Below are 21,420 nucleotides of genomic sequence, written 5' to 3' on the forward strand. Positions count from 1 at the left end.
TAAAAAAACCACTGCTAAGCAGTGGTTTTTTTATACGCTTATTCAAGCTCTTTGGCCTCAGCCTCAGCTTCCATAAAATCCCAAACCGACACAGTAGGACGATTTTTAATGAGCATTTGCATTTGCGGACGACCGAAATTGCTCAATTTGATTTGAGAAGTATAGACCAAGTTTTTCTTCGCTGTATCAGATTTCAAGACCATCACATCTTGCATGCCCAAAATGCGACCGCTGCGATTCAAATACAAATTGTGCTGCAAGCGAGGCAAGCCAGCCAATTGTTGTTGTAATTGCTGTTGCGCTTGTTCACAAGCTTGTTGCATTTCTTCTGATTCTTGACAAGTTTCAGATGTCGTATCGGTAGCACCCCAAACCATTGCGCCCAGCAACAACAATCCTTGCACCTCTTCATAAGCCTCTTCACTGACACCTGCTTCGGGTGCAGTCTTTTGCAAATGCAAGAATTCTTCTTGATAACCTTTCAAAAATGCCGCCGACCATTTCATAGAATCTTGAACGCCGTAATCAACCTGCACTCGATGCGCCGCATTCAAACTGCGACCATACGCATCCATAGGTTCCAAAGTAAACAGTTTTGCATCCATCGCTTGCAAAGACTGCTCTAAACCTTTAGGCAAAGCACGTACAACGGTTTTAAGAGGATAACGTTGATGTTCTTTGCCTGCATGCAATTCCAACAACGCGCCTTCCTCTAAGCGTCGTACCAATTGAGAGCTTGTCGCAGAGCCGCTGTCGCCCAAAATAGAGGTTTGCAATAAGCCTGCATAACCTTGTACATCCATCAACACCCGTTCATTTTTACCATCAATATAGATAGGCAATTGTGCCCAAGCACCATAATTGGCCGTGCCCAATTTCAAAGCAGGAATGATTTCGACCACGCCATTGGGCAAATCCATCGCACCATCAACTTTCACAGCCGAATGTTGCATCAAAGACGATATCACAGGGTATTTTTCTGCACTTTCCACCATCAGTTGCGACAGTTCAGACAACCACTCATCGCTGTTGATGCCGTCATTGTCAGTCACATCATGCTCATCTAACACTATTTTGACGCCATCTGCTGCCATTTCGCCAAACAACGCTTCAGCTTGCGTATTGTCGCTGGCAGCCACTGGCGCAGATGCAGCAGATGCCGCTTCATTGTGTTGCCAAGACAATGTTGCCTCGCCATTGAAGTTGTATTGATTGTCTTTTTGCATGTTGTGCATGATGGCTTGGCGGTACATTTTGTCTGGATGTGCAGTGTCCAAAGTCGTACACGCAGACAATGCCAATGCCATCGCTGCCAATGACCCAATTTGATAAACTTTCATACTCTTTCCTTTTGTGGCTAGATTTCAAGTGCTTTTACACCAAAACAATATAAGCATATTTCATTAATTTGTCATTTCATTTGCAATATTAGGTACGGTTTAATCCGATAAAAAAAAGCGTCCTGTAAACTTTACAGGACGCTTAACAGAATGAATCAAAAAAGATTTATTGCTGTACCAACTTGGTCAAATTGCGCAGCAATGCTGACAACATCGCCAAGTCAATATTTGGGTAAGGCTGCATTAAATGGACTTGTTCTGTCATCCATTGCAATTTTTGCTGCCAAACGACCTCTTCTTCCGCATCTTCGACCAACAACATATGGCGCGTGACTTTGAGCAATAATTTTTGCGTGTCTTCACGAACGGCCAAACAAGCTTGGTTTTGCCAAGTGTTTTCGCGCGGCAAATTGGCAATAGTGTGGTATAACCAATCGCTGTCTAAAGTGGCACAGACATTGAAATAATGCTCTGCCACCATTTCCAATGGTCGTTGGGTTTTGACGCTCAAATCAATCAAACTGAGCAAGTCTTCGGCATAAGGCAAACGTGACAAGCGCAAAACAGTGGCTTCGTCCAATGCACTGTGATGGCGCAAACCATGAGCCACTTGCGCCACTTTGTCATGACCTTCCTCATTGATTAATTCTGGCAATTGTTGCAATAATTGTTGCAAAGGCTCGCCATAACGTGTTTTCCACGCTGCCACATCGCCTAAATCAGCATAATCACGCAACAAGCCACGCGCCACACGACTCATCAAACGCGACACCATCGCCATCAAACGCATTTGCACATCGGCAGGTATTTGATTGTCCCAAGATTCAATTTGCTGGAATTGCTCTTCGGTTTGGTACAACTGGCTGACTATCCAATACGCACGCACCACATCGGCAACGGAACGGTTCATTTCGGTGGTCAAACGCTGCACAAAACTCACGCCCAAACGGTTAACCACTTGATTGGCCAATTGGTTGGCAATGATTTCACGACGCAAATAATGTTGCTCAATTTGCGGCAAATAAGCGTCCTGTAAAGCTTGTGGGAAATAATTCACCAACACGCTGTTAAATGCAGCATCGTCAGGCACGCTAGAAGCCAGTAAAGCGTCCTGTAAATGCATTTTGCTGTAAGCGAGCAATACCGCCACTTCTGGATTGGCCAAGCCTTGTTGGGTGGCGATGCGTTGCTGCATTTGTGTGCGGCTAGGCAAAAACTCCAAACCACGATGCAAATTGGCATGGGTTTCCAAATACGTCATCAATTCATTCAAAGCAGGCAAATTTTTCACCGCATCCAATTGGTTCATCGCCAACATTTGCGTTTGCAAATAATTGTTACGAAGCACTAAGGCCGCCACTTCATCGGTCATGGATTTGAGCAAAACATTGCGCTCTTGCAAAGTCAAATCGCCAGCTTGCACCACACCACCGAGCAAGATTTTGATGTTCACTTCGTGGTCAGAACAATCCACACCAGCGGAATTGTCCACCGCATCGGTATTACAGCGACCACCGCTTTGCCAATATTCAATGCGCCCCAATTGCGTCATACCCAAATTGCCACCTTCGCCGATGACTTGGGCTTGAATCTCGCCGCCATTCACACGCAACGCATCGCTGCCTTTGTCCATCGCATCGGCATGGCTTTCAGTACTGGCTTTGACATAAGTACCAATGCCACCGTTGTACAACAATTCCACTTTGGCTTTGAGCAAAATATGAATCAATTCATTCGGTGTCATCGACTCAGCATCCACTTGCAACCAAGCTTTAATCTGTGGACTTAAAGTGATTTTTTTGGCACTGCGCTCAAACACGCCACCACCTTCAGAAATCAAATTTTTGTCATATTCACCCCAACCTAAAACGCCCTCAAACAAACGTTGGCGCTCGACAAAACTGATGGTGGCATCGGGATTGGGATCTAAGAAGATGTGTTGATGATTGAATGCTGCCAACAAACGAATATGGCGTGACAACAACATGCCATTGCCAAACACATCGCCTGCCATATCGCCAATACCCACCACGGTAAAATCTTCGGTTTGAATGTCTTTGCCCAAATGACGGAAATGGCGTTTGACCGATTCCCACGCACCACGAGCGGTAATGCCCATGCCTTTGTGGTCGTAACCTGCCGAGCCACCTGAAGCAAACGCATCGTCCAACCAAAATCCATTGTCCATCGCAATTTGGTTGGCAATGTCTGAAAATTTAGCCGTCCCTTTGTCTGCCGCCACCACCAAATAAGGATCGGCTTCATCACGACAATGGGTGTTGTCTGGCGCTTGCAAAGAGCCGTCTGCTAAGCGGTTATCCGTCAAATCCAACAAACCTTGAATAAAACGTTGGTAACAGGCAATGCCTTCTTCCAAATACGCTTGTCGGTCGCGAATTTGCCCAGCTTGCTTGCACACAAAACCGCCTTTAGAGCCATTGGGCACAATCACCGCATTTTTCACCATTTGCGCTTTGACCAAACCCAATACTTCGGTGCGGAAGTCTTCCATGCGGTCAGACCAACGCAAACCGCCGCGTGCCACTTTCGCGCCACGCAAATGCACACCCTCTACACGCGGGCTGTAAACCCAAATTTCAAACATCGGCCAAGGCTTAGGCAAGAAATCAATTTTTGCCGATTCCAATTTGAAGCTTAATACAGTTTTGTCATGCCCATCGGCATCGGTTTGCCAAAAATTGGTCCTCACCACTGCCAACATCACGGTTAAGAAAGCATGCAAAATTCGATCTTCATCGGCATTGCTGACATCGTCTAATTGCGTTTTAAATTGTTGTACCAACAATTCAGATTTCACTTCGCTGGCATGTTTTGGCTGTAAACGCATATTCCACAACTGGCACAAAGTCACCACAGGCAAAATATTGTGCTGCAAACATTGCTCAACATAGGTTTGACTAAACGGCAAAGTTGCTTGACGCAAATATTTGGCCAAAGCACGCAATAATACGGTTTCACGCCACGCGATGCCAGACTTCACTACCAGTGCATTGAAACCATCGATTTCCACTTGATGGTCAAATACTTGTTGCAATAATGCGGTAAACTGCGCTTGCACTTCCACGTTTTGTAAGCGTGGCAAATCTTCTGGTGTCACATCCAAACCAATGTCACTGATGCCAATGTATTGACCGTCTGCCAATTGGAATTCATATGGCAATTCCTCATACACCGTCACACCCAAGCTTTCAATCATCGGCAAGACTTTGGACAAACTAGGCAAAGGATTGCGATGGTACAAACGCAAACGCCATGGCGCAGCGACATCATCGCTTGGATCCAAATAAATACCAACCGCACCTTGTGTTAATTGTGCCCAACGTTCAATGTCTGTCCACGCTTCTTCTGGGGTGTGCAAATCTTGATACACAAGATTGACCGCTTGCAAACACTGCAAAGCAAATGCTTTTTTCTGTTCGTCAGAATCGGCCAACACATTTTGAAAACGCGCACGCCAACCGCGCACCAATTGCTCCATTTTTGCTTCTAAAGCGGCAGAATCCACTGCAGGCAAACGTTTGGCATCGGTACGGAACATAAAATGCACCCGTGCCAATGGTCCATCGCCTTGATTGACTGAAAAATCAAAATCTGTCGAAGCAAAAGCGTCCTGTAAAACCTGAGCAACTTGTTCACGCAACGTGGTATTAAATGCTTCGCGCGGTAAAAACACCATTGCGCTGACATAACGCTTAAAATCATCCACACGCGTAAACACTCGAGTACGTGGACGTTCTTGTAAAGTCACCATGCCTTCAACTATCGGTGCCAATTGAACAGCATCGATTTGCAACAATTCATCGCGTGGATAAGTTTGCAAAATGAAATGCAACATTTTGTCTTTGTAACCACCGCTAACATAATCGCACTCTTGCACCACATAACGGCATTTTTGACGCACAATCGGAATGTCCCATACCGAACCCAAATACGTTTGCGATGTATACAATCCCAAAAAGCGCCATTGTCCTACCACTTCGCCTGCGGCATTGATTTTGTGAATGCCAATCAAATCATAATGCATCGCACGGTGAATATTGGAGCGTTGCTGTGATTTGCTTAAAACCAAACGAGGACCATCGAGCCAAGCTTGTTTTTCATGGCTTTCTAAATTTTGAAAGCCAGTGGAATACGCATATTCTTCACGCAATTGGAACATGCCCAAACAGCTGTCTTGGTGAATTTGCAATTGTTGTTGACCATCAACATCCGTCACCAAGTCGTATTCACAAAAACCCATGAACAAAAAATGATTGGCGGAAAGCCAATTTAAAAAGGCCAAGATTTCATCATTGTCTTTGTGCCATTGCTGTTGCACTTGCGTGACCACTTGTGACAAAGTGCGGCGCATCAAGCCTTCATCATCCACCACTTTGTACAAAGTTTTCAGGACGCCTTCAATATCGGCTTTCAATTGTGCCGCCACTTCATCACTGAGCAAATTCAAGCGAATTTGTACCCAAGACTCTCGCCCATTGTCGGTACTGCGACTGCGTGACCAATTTTGCAATTCGCCTTGCTCATTGCGCTTGATGGTAAAAATCGGATGCACCAATAATTTCAATTGCACCAACTCACCACCTTGATAAGTCCGGCGTTGGTTGAGCAATAAAATCAAAGAGTCAATCAAAAATGGTAAATCATCAAACACAATATTGATGATGGTTTCATTGGCAGCAAAATCCGCATGTGCCGTTTGCTGTAAAACTTCGACATGAGACTCTCCAGACTGCCTTGGACGCGCAGCCGTTTGCTGATGGCTTCGGGCGGCAGCAACCAAATCGGCCATATCCAAAGTAGCCAAATCTTCGCTGTCCACATCTTCATAATAAATCTGTAAAAATGTTTGACTGGATTCGTTGATATTGTGCTCTTGCGCAAAGGCATGCAATTGCGTTTGCCAAACTTGTTGCATCGTCATAATGAAACCACTCCAAATTAATCTGGGATAAATATTTCAAAAACCGTTTTTAAGTTGGCATACATGCCAATTGAGTCATCTTGATTCTCACACATTAACGTAGGCATTCTAAACAAACAAGGGGCAGATTTATCTTGTGATAACAAACACTTTAAAAAAAAATGCACCGTTATAATATTAACGGTGCATTGAATCATCATTCAGAAAAAATATCCGACTTATAAGAACAAGCGATATGCCTCATTGTCAGTTTGGTCTTGCCACGCAAAACCCAAACTCTCAAGAAATTGGTTTAATTGTTCGTCTTCTTCGGCAGGCACATCAATGCCAATTAAAATGCGTCCATAATCAGCACCATGATTGCGGTAATGGAACAAAGTAATGTTCCAACCGCTTTGCATCGCCATCAAGAAATTGCCCAATGCGCCAGGTCTTTCGGGGAAAACAAAACTGAACACACGCTCATTACCCACCTTATCGGTACGACCACCGACCATATAACGAATGTGAATTTTGGCGATTTCATTATCAGTTAAATCAATCACAGGTAAATCTGCTGCTTGTAGTGCTTGTACAATCGTTTCTTTATCGGCAACGCCATTGGTTTGAATACCGACAAAAATATGCGCCTCGTTTTCGTCACCATAACGGTAGTTAAACTCGGTAATATTGCGCGCACCCAAAATCTGAATGAATTTTAAAAAGCTGCCACGGCGTTCAGGAATCGTTACGGCCAAAATCGCTTCGCGTTTTTCGCCCAATTCGCTGCGTTCTGCCACATGGCGCAAACGATCGAAATTCATGTTCGCACCACTGATCACTGCAACCAAATGTTGATCGGTAGCATTTTCTCGCTCAATATACGCTTTCAAACCCGCCACAGCCAACGCGCCTGAGGTTTCGGCAATACTGCGAGTATCATCAAAAATGTCTTTGATGGCTGAACAAATATCATCGGTATCCACCAAAATGACTTCATCAAGCAAATCACGGCACATCTCAAACGTTTCTTCACCCACCAATTTCACCGCCGTACCATCAGCAAACAAGCCCACATCTTTCAATTCTTTGCGTTCACCTGCTTGAATCGATTGGTACATGGCACACGAATCTTCCGTTTGTACACCGATGACTTTGATATCAGGACGCACATTTTTAATATACGCCGCCACACCCGCAGCCAAACCACCACCACCAATAGCAACAAACACCGCATCAATTTTTTTCGGATGTTGGCGGCAAATTTCCATTGCCAAAGTGCCTTGCCCTGCAATCACATCAGGATGGTCAAACGGTGGAATATAGGTTTTACCCGTTTCTTGTACCAATTTCATCGCATGGTCATATGCATCATTGTAAGACTCACCCGCCAACACCACTTTGCCACCACGGTTTTTGACCGCATCAACTTTAATATTTGGTGTGGTTTTGGGCATCACAATCGTTGCCTCACAACCCAAACGCTGCGCTGACAAAGCCACGCCTTGCGCATGGTTGCCTGCGCTGGCAGTAATCACACCACGCGACAACTCAGTCGGTGTCAATTGCGCCATCATATTGTAAGCACCACGCAATTTGAACGAAAAGACTGGTTGCAAATCTTCGCGTTTCAAATAAATGTGATTGCCCAAGCGGCGTGACAAGCTTTTAGCTGGGTCTAATGGGGTTTCAATGGCCACATCGTAAACCGATGCAGTAAGGATTTTGGTCAAGTAATGCTGGTACGAAGCGCTCATGATTGTTCAGTGTGTCATCAATGGTTTTCAGAAAAAGACTTCAACAATAACGCTTCAAACGGACAGATGCAAGTATCGATTGTAAGATATCTTTACATGTCTTAATCATCTAGCATCACAAAACTGCGCCATTATCGCTATAATAAAGCCCCTTGTAAGTTCTCTTGCATCCTCACGTGGTTTGCAAGCGTCCTGTAAAATAAAACGATGTTCGTTCAGTTCTCCACATATTTAAATACGGCTTTTTTGACACCATGAAAAAACATTTGCTTGCCTTAGGCTTGTCTTTATTTGCATTTCAAAGCATCGCGGCAACAGCCCCCACTGCACCCACTTTAGAAGCCTCGGCTTATATGTTCTACGACGTGCAAAGTGGTCAGATTTTGACGTCTAAAAACCCAGACGCCCGTATTGAACCTGCTTCTTTAACCAAATTGATGACGGCATATTTAACGTTTGCGGCATTAAAAGAAGAACGCCTGACTCTAGAACAAAAACTGACCGTCTCAGACAAAGCGTGGAAAAGCGAAGGCTCACGCATGTTCTTAGATCCGAAAGTACCTGTGAGCGTGGAGGATTTAATCAAAGGCATGATTGTGCAATCAGGCAACGATGCTTGCGTGACTTTGGCTGAAGCGATTGCTGGCAGCGAAGAGGGTTTTGCGCAGATGATGAATGCTCAGGCGAAAAAATTGGGCATGCTCAACTCTAACTTCACCAACAGCACCGGCTTGCCAGACGAAAATTTGTATACCACTGTTCACGATTTGGCGATTTTGTCTAAAGCCTTAATCAACGACTTTCCTGAATTTTATCCAACGTATGCGCTGAAATCGTTCACCTACAACAACATCACCCAGCCTAATCGCAATTTATTGCTCTACCGCGATTCAAGTGTCGATGGCTTAAAAACAGGTCATACCGAGTCAGCAGGTTACAATTTGATTGCTTCGAGCAAACGCGATGGTCGTCGCGTCATTTCGGTTGTGGTGGGCACCAAATCTATGGAAGCGCGCGCCACCGAAAGCAGCAAATTGTTAAACTGGGGTTTAAGTCACTACCAAACTCCGAAGTTATACGATGCCAACCAAGCTTTGTCTAAAGTGGAAGTTTTCAAAGGTTCGGAAAACCAATTGGATGTGGGCTTTTTAGAACCTGTGTACATCACCTTGCCTCGTGGCAGCGAAGACGTTACGCCTGTTTTGGAAACCAACCAACCGGTTGTGGCACCGATTGCCAAAGGCACACAAATGGGCACTTTGAAACTGATGTCAGGCAATACTTTATTGGCTGAGCGTCTTATTGGCTGAGCGTCCTGTAGTGGCCTTACAAAATATCGAAGAAGCAGGTTTTTTTGGTCGCATGTGGGATAGCATTGTATTGTGGTTCAAACGCACGTTTTAACCTCACAAAGACCATCTCATGAAGCCATTTAGGTGAATACATAGCGAATTATCCAACCAAAAGCATCCGATTCGGATGCTTTTTTTCAAATTCCAAGCCAGCACACATACACCTATACCGTTTCAACACCGTCCACACATGAGTTTATCCCCCTCGTTTCACCGACCAAATCGCCACACCCATCACCAATAAGCCCAACCATTGCCAGAGCGACAAGCTGTGATCGTAAATCAACCAGTCAACCACAAATGCCGTCATCGGATAAATGAATTGCAATACTGCCATGCGGCCTGTACTCAAACGGGCAAAACCTGCAAACATCAACACATAAGCCAAACCACTGTGTATCGTGCCCAAACCAAACAACCAAGCCAAGCTTTCTAACGGTGGTATGCCATTCATCAATGGCCACCAAAACGTCAACAACATCCCCACCAAACATTGCCACCATGTCAATGCCAAAGCACTGACCGATGTCAGTTTTTTTGCCACCAGCGGCATGAAAGCGTAGACCATCGCCCCGATAAAACTCAATAATATTCCCACCAAATAATCATGGGAATAATTTTGTTTCAGGACGCCCATATCCAATAAGCCCGTACTCAAATCCAAGCCTATGAATGCCAATACCGTCAAACCCACTTGCCGAGATGTGACTTGTTCTTTGAGCAGCCAAGCGCCTAAAGCCATGGTCAAAAATGGTTGAATGTGGAACACCACGGTTGATACACCAATAGAAGTGCGGGCAATGGCAGCAAAATGCAGTCCCCAGCTGCTCGCCATCAATAAGCCTGCGCCCACCACGCCCCATAAGGCTTGACCTGATATTTTCAATTCAGCCAAGCGGTGTGTCATCGTTGCCCAACACAATAAGGCCAAACAACCAAACATGCAGCGAAACGCCACCGTCGTCATAGGATCTTGCCCCGACTCAATGACAAACACCCCCATCGTACCCAAAATCAAGCCCGCCACCACCACCACCAAAACAGTGCCGTGCGCATCTTGTGCGTGTGGTGAGATACTCACCTGTTGCTGCGTCAAAGACGTTGTATTTTTCGTATTCATGCACTCATGATGCGATGAGGATGGCATTTTGCAAAGCGAATATATGTTACATTCACCATTCGATTATCGAATGATAAAAACCATGCAAGACTTACAAATAGATTGGCTGCGCACGTTTGTCGCCGTGGTCGATACAGGCTCGATTACCGCTGCCGCGCGGCAAGTATCACGCTCACAGTCGGCAGTGAGCATGCAATTGAAAAAGCTCGAAGACAGCATTGGTCATACCTTGCTCAATCGCAGCCCACGCCACTTGTCTTTGACACCGACTGGTTTTGATTTGCTCACTTATGCTCGCCAATTGATTGAATTGCATGCCCAAGCTCAAGTCGCAATGCATGGACATTCGCTTTCAGGAAAGGTGTCGTTTGGTGTGCCTGATGATTATGTTTCGACTTATCTGGCACCCGTATTGCGCACTTTTGCCAACAAATTCAATGATATTGAAATTTCTTTGGTATGCGAACCCTCAAGCGCCTTATTGCCCCGCATCGACAAAGGCGAAATCGATTTGGCGTTGGTCACGCGCGACACTGCTTTGCGTGGAGACCCCAGCCCCGGCACATTGGTGTTTCATGAACAATTGATGTGGGTTGCCTCAGAACAACATGAAGTGTGGCGCAAGCAACCTTTGCCATTGGCATTACATGAATATGGCAACCGTTTTCGCAGCGCTATTTTGAACAGCTTGGCAGCGCAAAACCGCAGCTACCGTGTGGCATACAGCAGCGCCAATGTGCATGGACAATTGGCGATGGTAGAAGCAGGTTTGGCGGTGGCGATTGTCACCCGTTGCAGCGTACCGCCGCATTTGAAAGTTTTGGACAGCCGTCATGGCTTGCCTGAGTTGCCGAAAATGGAAGTGGCATTGGTGCGCAGCCAAGATTCATGGCGCTCGCAAGCGGTAGATGCTTTGTATCAAGAAGTGATGCACATGTTGCAAATACAAGCTTAAAACATGTTTGCTAAAGTACGGCTTTTTGGCATCAACCTGCAACAGGCGATGTGAATGAGGCATCAATGATGCTTATATACTCAGTCTTTGATATAACCTGAGCCAAATCAAAATATGCTGAATCAACAGCGTCCTGTAAATCATTTTACAGGACGCTGGTTTTAATTTTCTATATGCATTCAATCGGCTTGCAACACCAAAAAACTGGCATGGCATTTGGCAACCATTTTACCGTTTTGCCACGCTTGGCTTTCCATATTCAGCACCGATTTGCCTTGTTTGATGAAATACGCTTGCGTTTGCACTTCACCCACGAAACACGGGCGCAAAAATTCCATGCTCAAACTCACAGTCGAGCTGGGTTTGTCCGTACTCAAATGCGCCAATATGCCCATCACATCGTCAAGCATGGCACAAATCATCCCACCTTCAATCGTGTTTTTCGGATTGGTAAAACTTGCCAAAGCTTGGTATTTCACTGACAGGCGTTGATTTTGCTCGTCCCAATCCAAATCGTGTCCGCCCAATAATTGGTGTATCGGCGGCAATAATGCTGTGTCTAACATGGTATTCTTTCATCATGAAAAAGCGTCCTGTAACTGTTTACAGGACGCTTGTATTTACTTGCCTAACAATTCGCGCGCCACGATTTCTTTCATGATTTCGTTGGTGCCGCCATAAATTTTTTGCACCCGTGCATCCACATAAAAACGCGAAATTGGATACTCTTGCATATAGCCATAACCACCAAACAATTGCAGCAATTGATCCACAATCTCGCATTGCGTGTCAGTGATAAAGCATTTGAGCGACGCAACATGGCTGACACTCAACGCATTGCGTGCATACAATGCGACACATTCATTGACAAACGCTTGTGCGGCGCGTGCTTTGATTTGCGCATTGGCCAATACAAAACGGGTATTTTGCAATTGCGCCAAAGCCTGACCAAACGCTTTGCGCTCCAACACATATTGGCGGGTGATTTCAATCGCACCCAAAATCGAGCCCATCGCCATCATTGCAATGCTCAAACGCTCGCGCGGCAATTCTTGCATCAAATACGCAAAGCCTTTGCCTTCTTCACCCAATAATTGGTCTTTCGGAACCCGAACTTTGTCAAAAAACAACTCTGCTGTGTCTTGTGCATGCAAGCCAATTTTCTTCAAACCACGCCCTTTGGTGACGCCGTCTAAATGTGCATCGACCAACAAAATCGATGTGCCTTTGGCACCCAATTGCGGATTGGTTTTGGCTACCACCACAATTAAATCGGCATGATGACCATTGGAAATAAAGGTTTTCGAGCCATCCACCACATAAGCATCACCGTCTAAAAGTGCTTGTGTGCGTATTGCCTGTAAATCCGAACCTGCGTTGGCCTCGGTCATCGCTATCGCCGTTACCACCTCGCCTGTCACCATTTTGGGCAACCAATACTGTTTTTGTGCCTCAGTACCAATATTTTGAATATATGGCGACACCAACTCGGTTTGTCCACCAATGGCAACGGCCAATGAAGTAAACCCCGCTTGCGCTGTTTCTTGCACAATCATCAAAGAATAATGCACAGGCGCACCATAGCCACCGTATTCTTCTGGAACATCGATACACAAAAAGCCATTGTCACCCAATTGGCTCCAAATCTCGCGCGGCATCATGCCCGCTTCTTCCCACTGCTCATAAAACGGTGCAACAAATTCCGCTAAAAAACGGCGGTAATTGTCCCGAAACAATTCAAAATCGCTGTCTACTTCAGCAATCAACACAGCTTCAGACATTTTCATTCCTTCCCATCAAGCCAAGCGCACAATCAAATCATTGACAGTGTTTGCGTCGTACAATGCTTTCACCAAATCAGCGCGGTGTTTCAAAATGCTGTTTTGATTGAGATTGCCTTTGTCGGTGACTTCACCCAAATCCAAATGTGCAGGCTCTTGCATCAAATACAATTTTTCCACCCGTTTGGAGCTGCCCGTTTCGCCTTCATTGAAGTCACGCAAAAATTGCGCAAACCAAGCCTTAACATTCGGGTGTGCCAAGATTTCTGCGGCGCTGTGAGTTTTGACATCCAAACCCGCTTCTTCTGCACACACGGTCAATTTTGGAAACACCAAAAACCCCACCGAACTTAAATTAGAACCAGTAATACACACGTCTTGCAACAAATGATTGCCTAAAATCAATGCCTTGTTACGCAAAGTGCCGACATTGACAAACGTGCCTGTATCCAATTTAAAATCTTCTGCCATGCGCCCGTCGTACATCAAACCATGACTAGGATCATTGGCATCGACCAAACGGACTGCATCGCCAGTGCGGAAAAAACCTTCATCATCAAAAATGTCCACTTGTTGTTCTTGCGGCAAACGCCAATAGTGTTTCATCACATGTTTGCCACGCACACGAAATTCCCATTTGTCGCCTTGATGCACCAATTTGATTTCACAACCGGGTGCAGGATAACCAATAAAACCTGCCATCACACGAGGACCTGTGGAAAACGAACACGATGGCGCGGTTTCAGTCATGCCCAAACCACACATAATGCGAATGCGCTCACCACAATGCTCTATGGCAATTTGGTCGATACGATCCCAAATGTCTTGCGACAAAGCCGCACCTGCAAAAAACAACACTTTGACTTTGGCAAAAAAACTTTCTCGCAATTCGGCATCTTGTTCTAAAGCATTGGTCAATTCTTCCCAACCTTTAGGCACGTTAAAATACACTGTTGGCGAAACGTCTTTCAAATTGCGTATGGTTTCATCAAACTTGCCTGCCACAGGCTTGCCATCATCAATGTAAATCGTACCGCCGTTATACAAAGCAATACCAACATTGTGGCTGCCACCAAACGTGTGGTGCCACGACAACCAATCGAGCAAAACAGGTGGCTCTTCACCAAACTCAGGAAAGGTTTGCAACAGCATTTGTTGGTTGGCACACAACATCAAATGCGTGGTTGGCACCGCTTTGGGCATTTTGGTTGAGCCAGACGTGAACAAAAATTTGGCAATGTGGTTTTCATCTAAAGTGGGATAAAAATCCTGTACATTGCCGATTTCTGTTGCAAGCAAGCTGGCAAAAGCCGTACAGGCCGCCTCACCACACTGACCACTATTGGTCACAATTTCGATGTCTTTGGCGGCACAAGTTTGAATCGCTGATGCAAATGCTTGCCCATCATTGGCATATACCAAACCTGGGGTTAAGGTTGCAAAAACATGTTTGAGTTTAGCAAAATCTTTTGAAATCAACGAATATGCTGGCGAAATCGATGCAAATGGCACACCTGCCAACATCGCTGCGGTCGACAACACCAAATGTTCCAAATCATTGCCCGACAAAATCAACAACGGGCGCTCAACCGATAAATCCTGACGATTGTGCAAAGCTTGGGCAATATGCCAAGCTTGTGACAAAGTTTCAGCATAACTGAGCTTGATCCATTCACCATCTGCGCCACGGCGAGCCGCAAAGATGCGCTCAGGATGGGCAGCAGCGTTTTCCATCAAACGATCGGTGAGTTTTTGTGGATAGGTTTGCAATGCCTCTTGCGGAGTAATATATAAGGTCTGTTCATCAGCATAATGGTAGTCAATTGCATGACCACCAATTTTTACAGGCCGCTCTTGTGACATGAGGACAGTTTCAGATGTGCTAGACATGTTCTATTCTCTCTTTGTATCGGTGTACATGACACACCGAGGGTTGGTTTTTTATTGTTGTTGTTTTTGAAAAGCGGTGCCATTTTGACACCGCTTCAAACTGCTTAAATCGGGTAATGGCGCGGACTGGTTTGGATGGTCATCCAACGCAACTCCGTAAATTCTGCCACCGATACTTTGCTACCAAAACGGCCATAACCACTTTGCTTCACGCCACCGAATGGCATTTGTGCCTCATCGTGTACAGTCGCACCATTGATATGGCAAATGCCCGACTCAATTTGTTTGGCAATAGCCAAAGCTTGCGCCAAATCTTGGCTGTATACCGCTGCCGACAAACCAAACTCACTGTCGTTGGCCAAAGCCACAGCTTCTGCTTCGGTTTGAAAACGCTGTACCGTACAAATCGGTGCAAAAGTTTCTTCGGCATAAATGCGCATTTGTGGCGTAACATCCACGACCACAGTCGGCTGCATCACCGTGCCATCGATTTGAATGCCCAAAGGCAAAGCCGCACCTTGAGCTTGCGCATCCTCCAACAAGGCTTTAGCACGTTCTGCCGCACGCACGCTTTCTAACACGCCCAATGGGAATTGCTGGTCGGTTGGATTACCCGCTTGTATGGTTTTGGTTTTGAGCAACAAACGCTCAATGAACTCATTGGCAATGCGCTCATCCACCAACACCCGTTCGGTTGACATGCAAATTTGGCCTTGATTGAAAAAAGCACCAAACACCACGCCATTAACCGCTTCATCCAAATCGGCTTTGTCCAACACCACCACAGGCGCTTTGCCGCCAAGCTCTAGCAAAACAGGCTTTAAGTATTTGGCAGCGTGTTCGGCGATGATTTTACCCACATGGGTTGAACCTGTGAAATTGATTCGTTTAACCAATGGATGGGCAATCAGACGTTCGACCACTTGCGGTGCATCGGCAGCAGCATGGGTCACCACATTGACCACACCTGCACCCACGCCCGCTTCATGCAAAACCTGACCAATCAATTGATGCACAGCAGGACACGCTTCAGAAGCTTTCAATACCACAGTATTACCACAAGCCAACGGCATCGCCAAAGCACGGGTTGCCAAAATCACAGGCGCATTCCAAGGTGCTATGCCCACAATCACACCACACGGCACACGCACACCCAAAGCCAAATTGCCAGGTACATCCGATGGAATGATACTGCCATCCATTTGCGTGGTCATGGCCGCAGCTTCTCGCAACATGTTCGCTGCCAAATGCACATTGAAACCATACCAAGTGGCAGTGGAACCCGCCTCTTGGATGCCCAACTGAATGAATTCAGCTGTTTTGGCATCCATCAAATCTGCTGCTTTCAATAAACGCAAACGGCGTTCGGTTGGCGACAATTTCGACCAAATTAAAAAAGCTTGGTGAGCCGATTCAATCGCTGCATCGACATCATCCAAAGTCGCCGCCGCCGCCACCGAAGCCACGCTACCATCAATCGGACTGATGCGTTCAAAGGTTTTGCCATCGCTGGCATCACGCAATTGCCCATCAATCAACAATTGTACAGAATGAATCACATTGTTTTCAGACATGCCATTCTCCTGTGCTTATTCGGTCACGCTTACAGGACGCTTGTAAGATTGCAAACCTGGTTTAATGGTCTTGTCATCCAAAAATTGTTTCAAACCTTCTTGACGACCGTTTTCCGTATCACGATGAATACATTGGTCAAGTTTGGCGTACAAATAATCTTCGTTTTGATCCCAAGTCAACTCACGGCAGCGTTTAAAACCATTTTTCGCGGTACGCAACACCACAGGATTTTTCTCTAATAAAGTGTTCGCCAATTCGGTCACTTCAGCCCGCAATTGCGCCAAAGGCACACTTTTGTTCACCAAGCCCATTTTTTCGGCTTCTTGGCCACCGAAAGGTTTGCCTGTCATGATGTAATACAAAGAAGCACGGTGACCGACTGTATCCGCCATGGCTTTGCTCACCAAATTGCCCGGAGGAATGCCCCAATTGATTTCTGACAAGCCAAACGTTGCTTCATCGGCAGCAATGGCCAAATCACACGCCACCAATGGCGAGAAACCACCACCGAAACACCAACCGTTCACCATCGCAATGGTCGGCTTAGAATACATGCGCAACAACTGCCACTGCCAACGGCAAGAATCGCGGCGAATGCGTTCGTTGTAAATTTCAGGTTTGTCATCGACTTCACGGAAATACTCTTTCAAATCCATGCCTGCCGTCCAAGAATCGCCCGCACCAGTCAATACCAATACTTGTGCCGCTTCGTCCAACTCCAAAGTTTCCAACACATCAATCATTTCACGATTCAAAGTTGGGCTCATCGCATTTTTCTTTTCAGGACGGTTTAAAGTCACCCAAGCAATGCCTGCATCCACTTGTACATCTACAGTTGTCCAACGGTTTTCATAACTCATTTTGCTTCTCCAATGTTTTGTTTGTCGTTTGTTGTTTTGCTGCCATGTCGTCAATTTAATATCAGTTAAACTTATATTCAAGTCTTTTTTTAATTTTTTTTAAAATCTTTTTTTGGAAATTAATTTGAATATCTGAAAAAAATTTACCAAAAAAGTAAAAAACTTACTAAAAAAATAAAAAAGCATTTGATTTTTTAGTAAGCTTAACTGATATTATAAATATGCAGTAAAAACCAATAATCCCATTCATGGGAACAACAAATCCATACAAAAGGAATAGAGAATGAAGCAACCATCCACCCAAATGGGAGGTGCAGGCTTGATATTGGCCTTGTGCTTTGCCATTGCCGTTTTTGAAGGTTTCGACTTACAATCCATGGGCGTTGCCGCACCACGTATGCGCGCTGAATTTGGCTTAGATGCCGCCCAAATGGCTTGGGCATTCAGTGCTGCCACATTAGGTACTTTGCCAGGGGCTTTGATTGGCGGTCGTTTGGCCGACAGCATCGGTCGCAAAACCGTTTTGATTATCAGCGTGTTGGTTTTCGGCATCATGTCGGTGATGACAGCTTATGCCAGCAATTTTAGTTTGTTATTGTTGATTCGCTTTTTAACTGGTTTGGGCATGGGCGGCGCATTGCCGATGATGATTACCATCGCCTCAGAAGCGGTTTCCGAACAACGCCGAGCCACTGCTGTGAGTATTATGTATTGTGGTATTCCATTCGGTGGTATTTTGACATCAATAGTGGCGATGACGTTGACAGCAGATGAACAATGGCGCCATATTTTCTATATTGGTGGTTTTGCACCCGTATTGATGATTCCTTTGCTATTGAAATTCTTGCCTGAATCACACACCATCAAAACCCAACAAACCAACAAAACACCTTTTTTGGAAGTATTGTTTGCCAAAGAACGTCGTTTTGCCACTTTACAATTGTGGGTCAGCTTCTTCTGTACCTTGGTCGTGTTGTATTTCTTATTGAATTGGTTGCCATTGTTAATGGGCGAACAAGGTTTGAGCAAAATCGAAGCCAATTACGTGCAAATTGGTTATAACTTCGGTGGCATCATTGGTTCTATCATGTTGGGTATGTTGCTAGACCGTTTGCGCATGAGCAATGTGGTGAAATTGATTTACGTGGGTATTTTGGTTTCTTTGTGCTGCTTGGCGATTTCTCCAAGCTTGGCCTTGTTGATTGTGTCTGCCATCGGTTGCGGCATGTTCATTGTCGGTGGTCAATCGGCTTTGTACGGTTTGGCAGCCATGTTCTACCCAACGTCTATGCGTGGTACAGGCGTGGGTTCAGCCGTTGCCATTGGTCGCATTGGCTCCTTTGCAGGTCCATTGGTCGCGGGTATGTTATTGCAATTTGGTTCAAGCTCAGCCATGGTCATCGGTTATACCATCCCATTGATTGTCTTGGCAGCCGTATCGGCTTTATTCTTGGTGAGCAAACCTCGCCCAGTAGAAGCGTAATACCTCGTCCAAAGAGGTCAAATCTTCCGATTTGACCTCGTTTTAAGAAATGATTGAAATATGATTGATACCCGTCCTGTATCCAAACCTTTGTTGGCATATACCGTGGCCAGATTGGATCGCTTGGTCAGCAAATTATTGACCCAGCAGCTCAAAGCCATGGACATCACCTTGCCGCAATACACCGCTTTGTCGGTACTAGCAGCAAAAGGCAGCTTGTCCAATGCCCAATTGGCAGAGCGCTCTTTTATCAAGCCTCAATCAGCCAATAAAATTTTACAAGATTTATTACAGGCCGGTTTGATTGAACGCCATGCAGACCCATCGCATGGGCGCATCATTCTGATGACGCTAACCGAACAAGGTCAACGCACTTTAGCGCAATGTCACCAATTGGCTTTGGAAGTCGAACACAAAATGCTACAAAACATGGACATTCATCTGGTTAATCTGATTCAAAGCAGCATGGAAAAAATGACCAAAAATCTCAAAGATTGATTTTTGCCACTCCTTCTCTTCTGGCATTGACCACTTCGGTGGTCTTTTTTTATGCTTACAGGATTAGGAGATGATGTTTGAAATCTTTCAAAATATATGGTGTATCTATCCCATCTTACAGGACGCTTCTATCTAAATAATCACTATTTAAGTGATTGCCGCCATACCACACAGCTCGCATCTTACGCCATACACTTAATCCAATATTCTGCAATAAATATAAATTTTTTATCACTTTATTGAAATTTTTAATCTATTTCTTTTGTTTTGAGTATATTTAATCTTATTAATATGAAAAATATATAAAAGTTCCCTCTTACAGAAGAGATTAAAATTTTAGCAAGAAAACCAATTAAATGTTAACAAAGACCAAGACGTTTTTAGAATAAAATGCGTCGAAAATTATCAAATCCATCCCCTAGTGCTCGCTTAGATTAAAAAAAAGTCACAATGTTTTTCCCACCTTTACTCTAAGAAAGTCAGCTATGAGCCATTCAATCAGTACTAAAAGAGTTTTGACTTATGCAGGTGCTTACATCGCTTTTCTCATCGGTTCAGGCTTTGCCACCGGTCAAGAGATTGTCCAATATTTTAGTGCTTACTCATGGCAAGGTGTGTTGGGCACTGTCATGGTTTTTATCTTGTTCTTATATGTCGGATATGAGTTTGTTAAAATTGGACATGAGAAAAAAGTGCCCAATACTGGCGCCATCTATACTCATATATGTGGTCCAACTATTGGACGTTTTTACGATTACTTTGCTGTTTTAGTAATTTATATGTCATTCATTGTGATGCTCGGTGGCGCTGGTGCGACGGTGCAACAGCAATATGGCATTGAGCCTTGGATAGGTTCTTGTGTGATGGCGGTGATGGCCATTTTCACGGTAGTCGTGGGTTTGGACAATATGCTCAAAATCTTGGGCAAAATTGGACCATTGATTGTCATTTTGACCATCACCTTGGGTATTTGGGGCACACTGCGCAATCCTGAAGGCTTGATGAGAATTGATGAAATTTTACCGACCATGAATTTAATGACGGCATCGACCAATTGGTTTTTTTCAGCAGCATCGTATGTGGGCTTTTGTATGTTGTGGTTGGCAGGTTTCATGAGCGTGATGGGCAATTCAGCATCCAATTTACGAGAAGTCTCTATTGGTGCCGCCTTGGGTGCCAGCAGTTTCAGCTTGGCTTTGATTTTGATCACGTTAGGTTTGATGGCCAATATTGAATTGGTGGGTCACTCAATGATTCCTTCTTTGATGCTCGCCAGTGACATCCATCCATTTTTTGGCTCCGTGTTTGCGATAGTGGTATTGGCAGGTGTATACACCACTGCGGTGCCTTTGTTGTGGCAATCGGCTTCTCGTTTTACCAGTGGCAAACCCAAAATGTTTCAAATTTTGACGTTGATATTAACTTTGATTGCGATATTTGTGAGTTTGAAAGTGCCGTTTAATACTTTGGTGAATGTCATTTACGTTATCAATGGTTATGTTGGCGTGATTTTATTGTTCTTCATGTTTTATGGTACCTTCAAAAGAATTCGCACCAATAAAGCCACTCGTGCTGTGCTAGCGTCATCTTCTAAATAAAACCGTTAAAGATTTTCATACCAAGCGTCCTGTAAAGCTTACAGGACGCTTTTTTAATGTCTTTTTATTAATACTCAATTCAAGAAAATCTTTTTTAAAACAATTACAAACAATGTTTTTTATGATTTATGGGCATATTTTACCTATGGCAATTATTGAAAATATCAATGCAAATCAAAATGTCGATTTTAAGCAAAATAGTGTGTGGTATTACGCAGTTTCTCATAAAAAGACATGCCTATACTGATCACAGATTCAAAAACCAATGTGTGTGTTTCCAACCATTTCTC

At 44.8% G+C, this 21,420-nt stretch carries 13 protein-coding genes and 1 pseudogene; 5 read left to right on the forward strand and 9 right to left on the reverse strand.

What is annotated here, in order from left to right; genetic code table 11:
* Positions 1–38: 38 nt before the first annotated feature.
* The 3 genes from ADP71_RS06020 to ilvA all read right to left on the reverse strand — a co-directional run bounded on the left by ADP71_RS06020 (position 39) and on the right by ilvA (position 8,018).
* Positions 39–1,340, reverse strand: a complete 1,302-nt coding sequence (locus ADP71_RS06020; protein WP_019957713.1) for a hypothetical protein — start codon at positions 1,338–1,340, stop codon at positions 39–41.
* 166 nt (positions 1,341–1,506) lie between these two features.
* A complete protein-coding gene (locus ADP71_RS06025; RefSeq protein WP_171460986.1) occupies positions 1,507–6,282 on the reverse strand; it encodes an NAD-glutamate dehydrogenase in 4,776 nt (1,591 codons plus the stop codon).
* A gap of 218 nt (positions 6,283–6,500) precedes the next feature.
* Positions 6,501–8,018 (reverse strand): threonine ammonia-lyase, biosynthetic, encoded by a 1,518-nt coding sequence (gene ilvA, locus ADP71_RS06030; protein WP_171460987.1) that lies wholly within the window; start codon positions 8,016–8,018, stop codon positions 6,501–6,503.
* A 254-nt stretch (positions 8,019–8,272) separates the two neighbouring features.
* Between ilvA and ADP71_RS06035 the strand changes: the two are divergent.
* A pseudogene (locus ADP71_RS06035) lies at positions 8,273–9,422 on the forward strand (D-alanyl-D-alanine carboxypeptidase family protein).
* A gap of 144 nt (positions 9,423–9,566) precedes the next feature.
* Here the strand turns inward: ADP71_RS06035 and ADP71_RS06040 are convergent.
* Positions 9,567–10,490 carry a DMT family transporter gene (locus ADP71_RS06040; protein ID WP_171460988.1) on the reverse strand — a complete coding sequence of 308 codons (924 nt, stop codon included), beginning with the start codon at positions 10,488–10,490 and terminating at the stop codon, positions 9,567–9,569.
* 82 nt (positions 10,491–10,572) lie between these two features.
* Here ADP71_RS06040 and ADP71_RS06045 point away from each other — a divergent pair, with 82 nt between their 5' ends.
* Positions 10,573–11,445 carry a LysR family transcriptional regulator gene (locus ADP71_RS06045; RefSeq protein ID WP_019957708.1) on the forward strand — a complete coding sequence of 291 codons (873 nt, stop codon included), beginning with the start codon at positions 10,573–10,575 and terminating at the stop codon, positions 11,443–11,445.
* Positions 11,446–11,624: 179 nt separating this feature from the next.
* Here ADP71_RS06045 and ADP71_RS06050 read toward each other — a convergent pair whose 3' ends face one another.
* The 5 genes from ADP71_RS06050 to ADP71_RS06070 form a co-directional block, all read right to left on the reverse strand.
* Positions 11,625–12,011: a PaaI family thioesterase gene (locus tag ADP71_RS06050; RefSeq protein WP_019957707.1), complete on the reverse strand. Its 387-nt coding sequence runs from the start codon at positions 12,009–12,011 to the stop codon at positions 11,625–11,627.
* A 54-nt stretch (positions 12,012–12,065) separates the two neighbouring features.
* Positions 12,066–13,226: an acyl-CoA dehydrogenase family protein gene (locus ADP71_RS06055; protein WP_104931741.1), complete on the reverse strand. Its 1,161-nt coding sequence runs from the start codon at positions 13,224–13,226 to the stop codon at positions 12,066–12,068.
* Between the two features lie 15 nt (positions 13,227–13,241).
* Positions 13,242–15,116, reverse strand: coding sequence for a feruloyl-CoA synthase (locus tag ADP71_RS06060; protein WP_019957705.1), 1,875 nt, complete (start codon positions 15,114–15,116; stop codon positions 13,242–13,244).
* Between the two features lie 104 nt (positions 15,117–15,220).
* Entirely contained in the window at positions 15,221–16,690 is a 1,470-nt protein-coding gene (locus ADP71_RS06065; RefSeq protein ID WP_019957704.1) for an aldehyde dehydrogenase, read from the reverse strand.
* Positions 16,691–16,705: 15 nt separating this feature from the next.
* Positions 16,706–17,551: a p-hydroxycinnamoyl CoA hydratase/lyase gene (locus ADP71_RS06070; RefSeq protein ID WP_019957703.1), complete on the reverse strand. Its 846-nt coding sequence runs from the start codon at positions 17,549–17,551 to the stop codon at positions 16,706–16,708.
* A 283-nt stretch (positions 17,552–17,834) separates the two neighbouring features.
* Between ADP71_RS06070 and mhpT the strand changes: the two genes are divergently transcribed.
* The 3 genes from mhpT (at position 17,835) to ADP71_RS06085 (ending at position 21,130) form a co-directional block, all read left to right on the forward strand.
* Entirely contained in the window at positions 17,835–19,034 is a 1,200-nt protein-coding gene (gene mhpT, locus ADP71_RS06075; RefSeq protein WP_019957702.1) for a 3-(3-hydroxy-phenyl)propionate transporter MhpT, read from the forward strand.
* Between the two features lie 60 nt (positions 19,035–19,094).
* Positions 19,095–19,532, forward strand: coding sequence for a MarR family winged helix-turn-helix transcriptional regulator (locus tag ADP71_RS06080; RefSeq protein WP_019957701.1), 438 nt, complete (start codon positions 19,095–19,097; stop codon positions 19,530–19,532).
* Between the two features lie 485 nt (positions 19,533–20,017).
* Positions 20,018–21,130 (forward strand): YkvI family membrane protein, encoded by a 1,113-nt coding sequence (locus ADP71_RS06085; protein ID WP_171460989.1) that lies wholly within the window; start codon positions 20,018–20,020, stop codon positions 21,128–21,130.
* The last annotated feature ends 290 nt before the right edge of the window (positions 21,131–21,420 follow it).

It is taken from the genome of Vitreoscilla sp. C1 (assembly GCF_002951955.2).
In the GTDB taxonomy this organism is placed as follows: domain Bacteria; phylum Pseudomonadota; class Gammaproteobacteria; order Burkholderiales; family Neisseriaceae; genus Vitreoscilla; species Vitreoscilla stercoraria.

Bases quoted from the DNA above. Each gene is read 5' to 3' on its own strand.
- ADP71_RS06040 (WP_171460988.1), bottom strand. From the start codon at position 10,490: ATGAATACGAAAAATACAACGTCTTTGACGCAGCAACAGGTGAGTATC.
- ADP71_RS06060 (WP_019957705.1), bottom strand. From the start codon at position 15,116: ATGTCTAGCACATCTGAAACTGTCCTCATGTCACAAGAGCGGCCTGTA.
- ADP71_RS06055 (WP_104931741.1), bottom strand. From the start codon at position 13,226: ATGTCTGAAGCTGTGTTGATTGCTGAAGTAGACAGCGATTTTGAATTG.
- ADP71_RS06025 (WP_171460986.1), bottom strand. From the start codon at position 6,282: ATGACGATGCAACAAGTTTGGCAAACGCAATTGCATGCCTTTGCGCAA.
- ADP71_RS06045 (WP_019957708.1), top strand. From the start codon at position 10,573: ATGCAAGACTTACAAATAGATTGGCTGCGCACGTTTGTCGCCGTGGTC.
- ADP71_RS06085 (WP_171460989.1), top strand. From the start codon at position 20,018: ATGAGCCATTCAATCAGTACTAAAAGAGTTTTGACTTATGCAGGTGCT.
- ADP71_RS06065 (WP_019957704.1), bottom strand. From the start codon at position 16,690: ATGTCTGAAAACAATGTGATTCATTCTGTACAATTGTTGATTGATGGG.
- ADP71_RS06070 (WP_019957703.1), bottom strand. From the start codon at position 17,551: ATGAGTTATGAAAACCGTTGGACAACTGTAGATGTACAAGTGGATGCA.
- ADP71_RS06050 (WP_019957707.1), bottom strand. From the start codon at position 12,011: ATGTTAGACACAGCATTATTGCCGCCGATACACCAATTATTGGGCGGA.
- ADP71_RS06020 (WP_019957713.1), bottom strand. From the start codon at position 1,340: ATGAAAGTTTATCAAATTGGGTCATTGGCAGCGATGGCATTGGCATTG.
- ilvA (WP_171460987.1), bottom strand. From the start codon at position 8,018: ATGAGCGCTTCGTACCAGCATTACTTGACCAAAATCCTTACTGCATCG.
- mhpT (WP_019957702.1), top strand. From the start codon at position 17,835: ATGAAGCAACCATCCACCCAAATGGGAGGTGCAGGCTTGATATTGGCC.
- ADP71_RS06080 (WP_019957701.1), top strand. From the start codon at position 19,095: ATGATTGATACCCGTCCTGTATCCAAACCTTTGTTGGCATATACCGTG.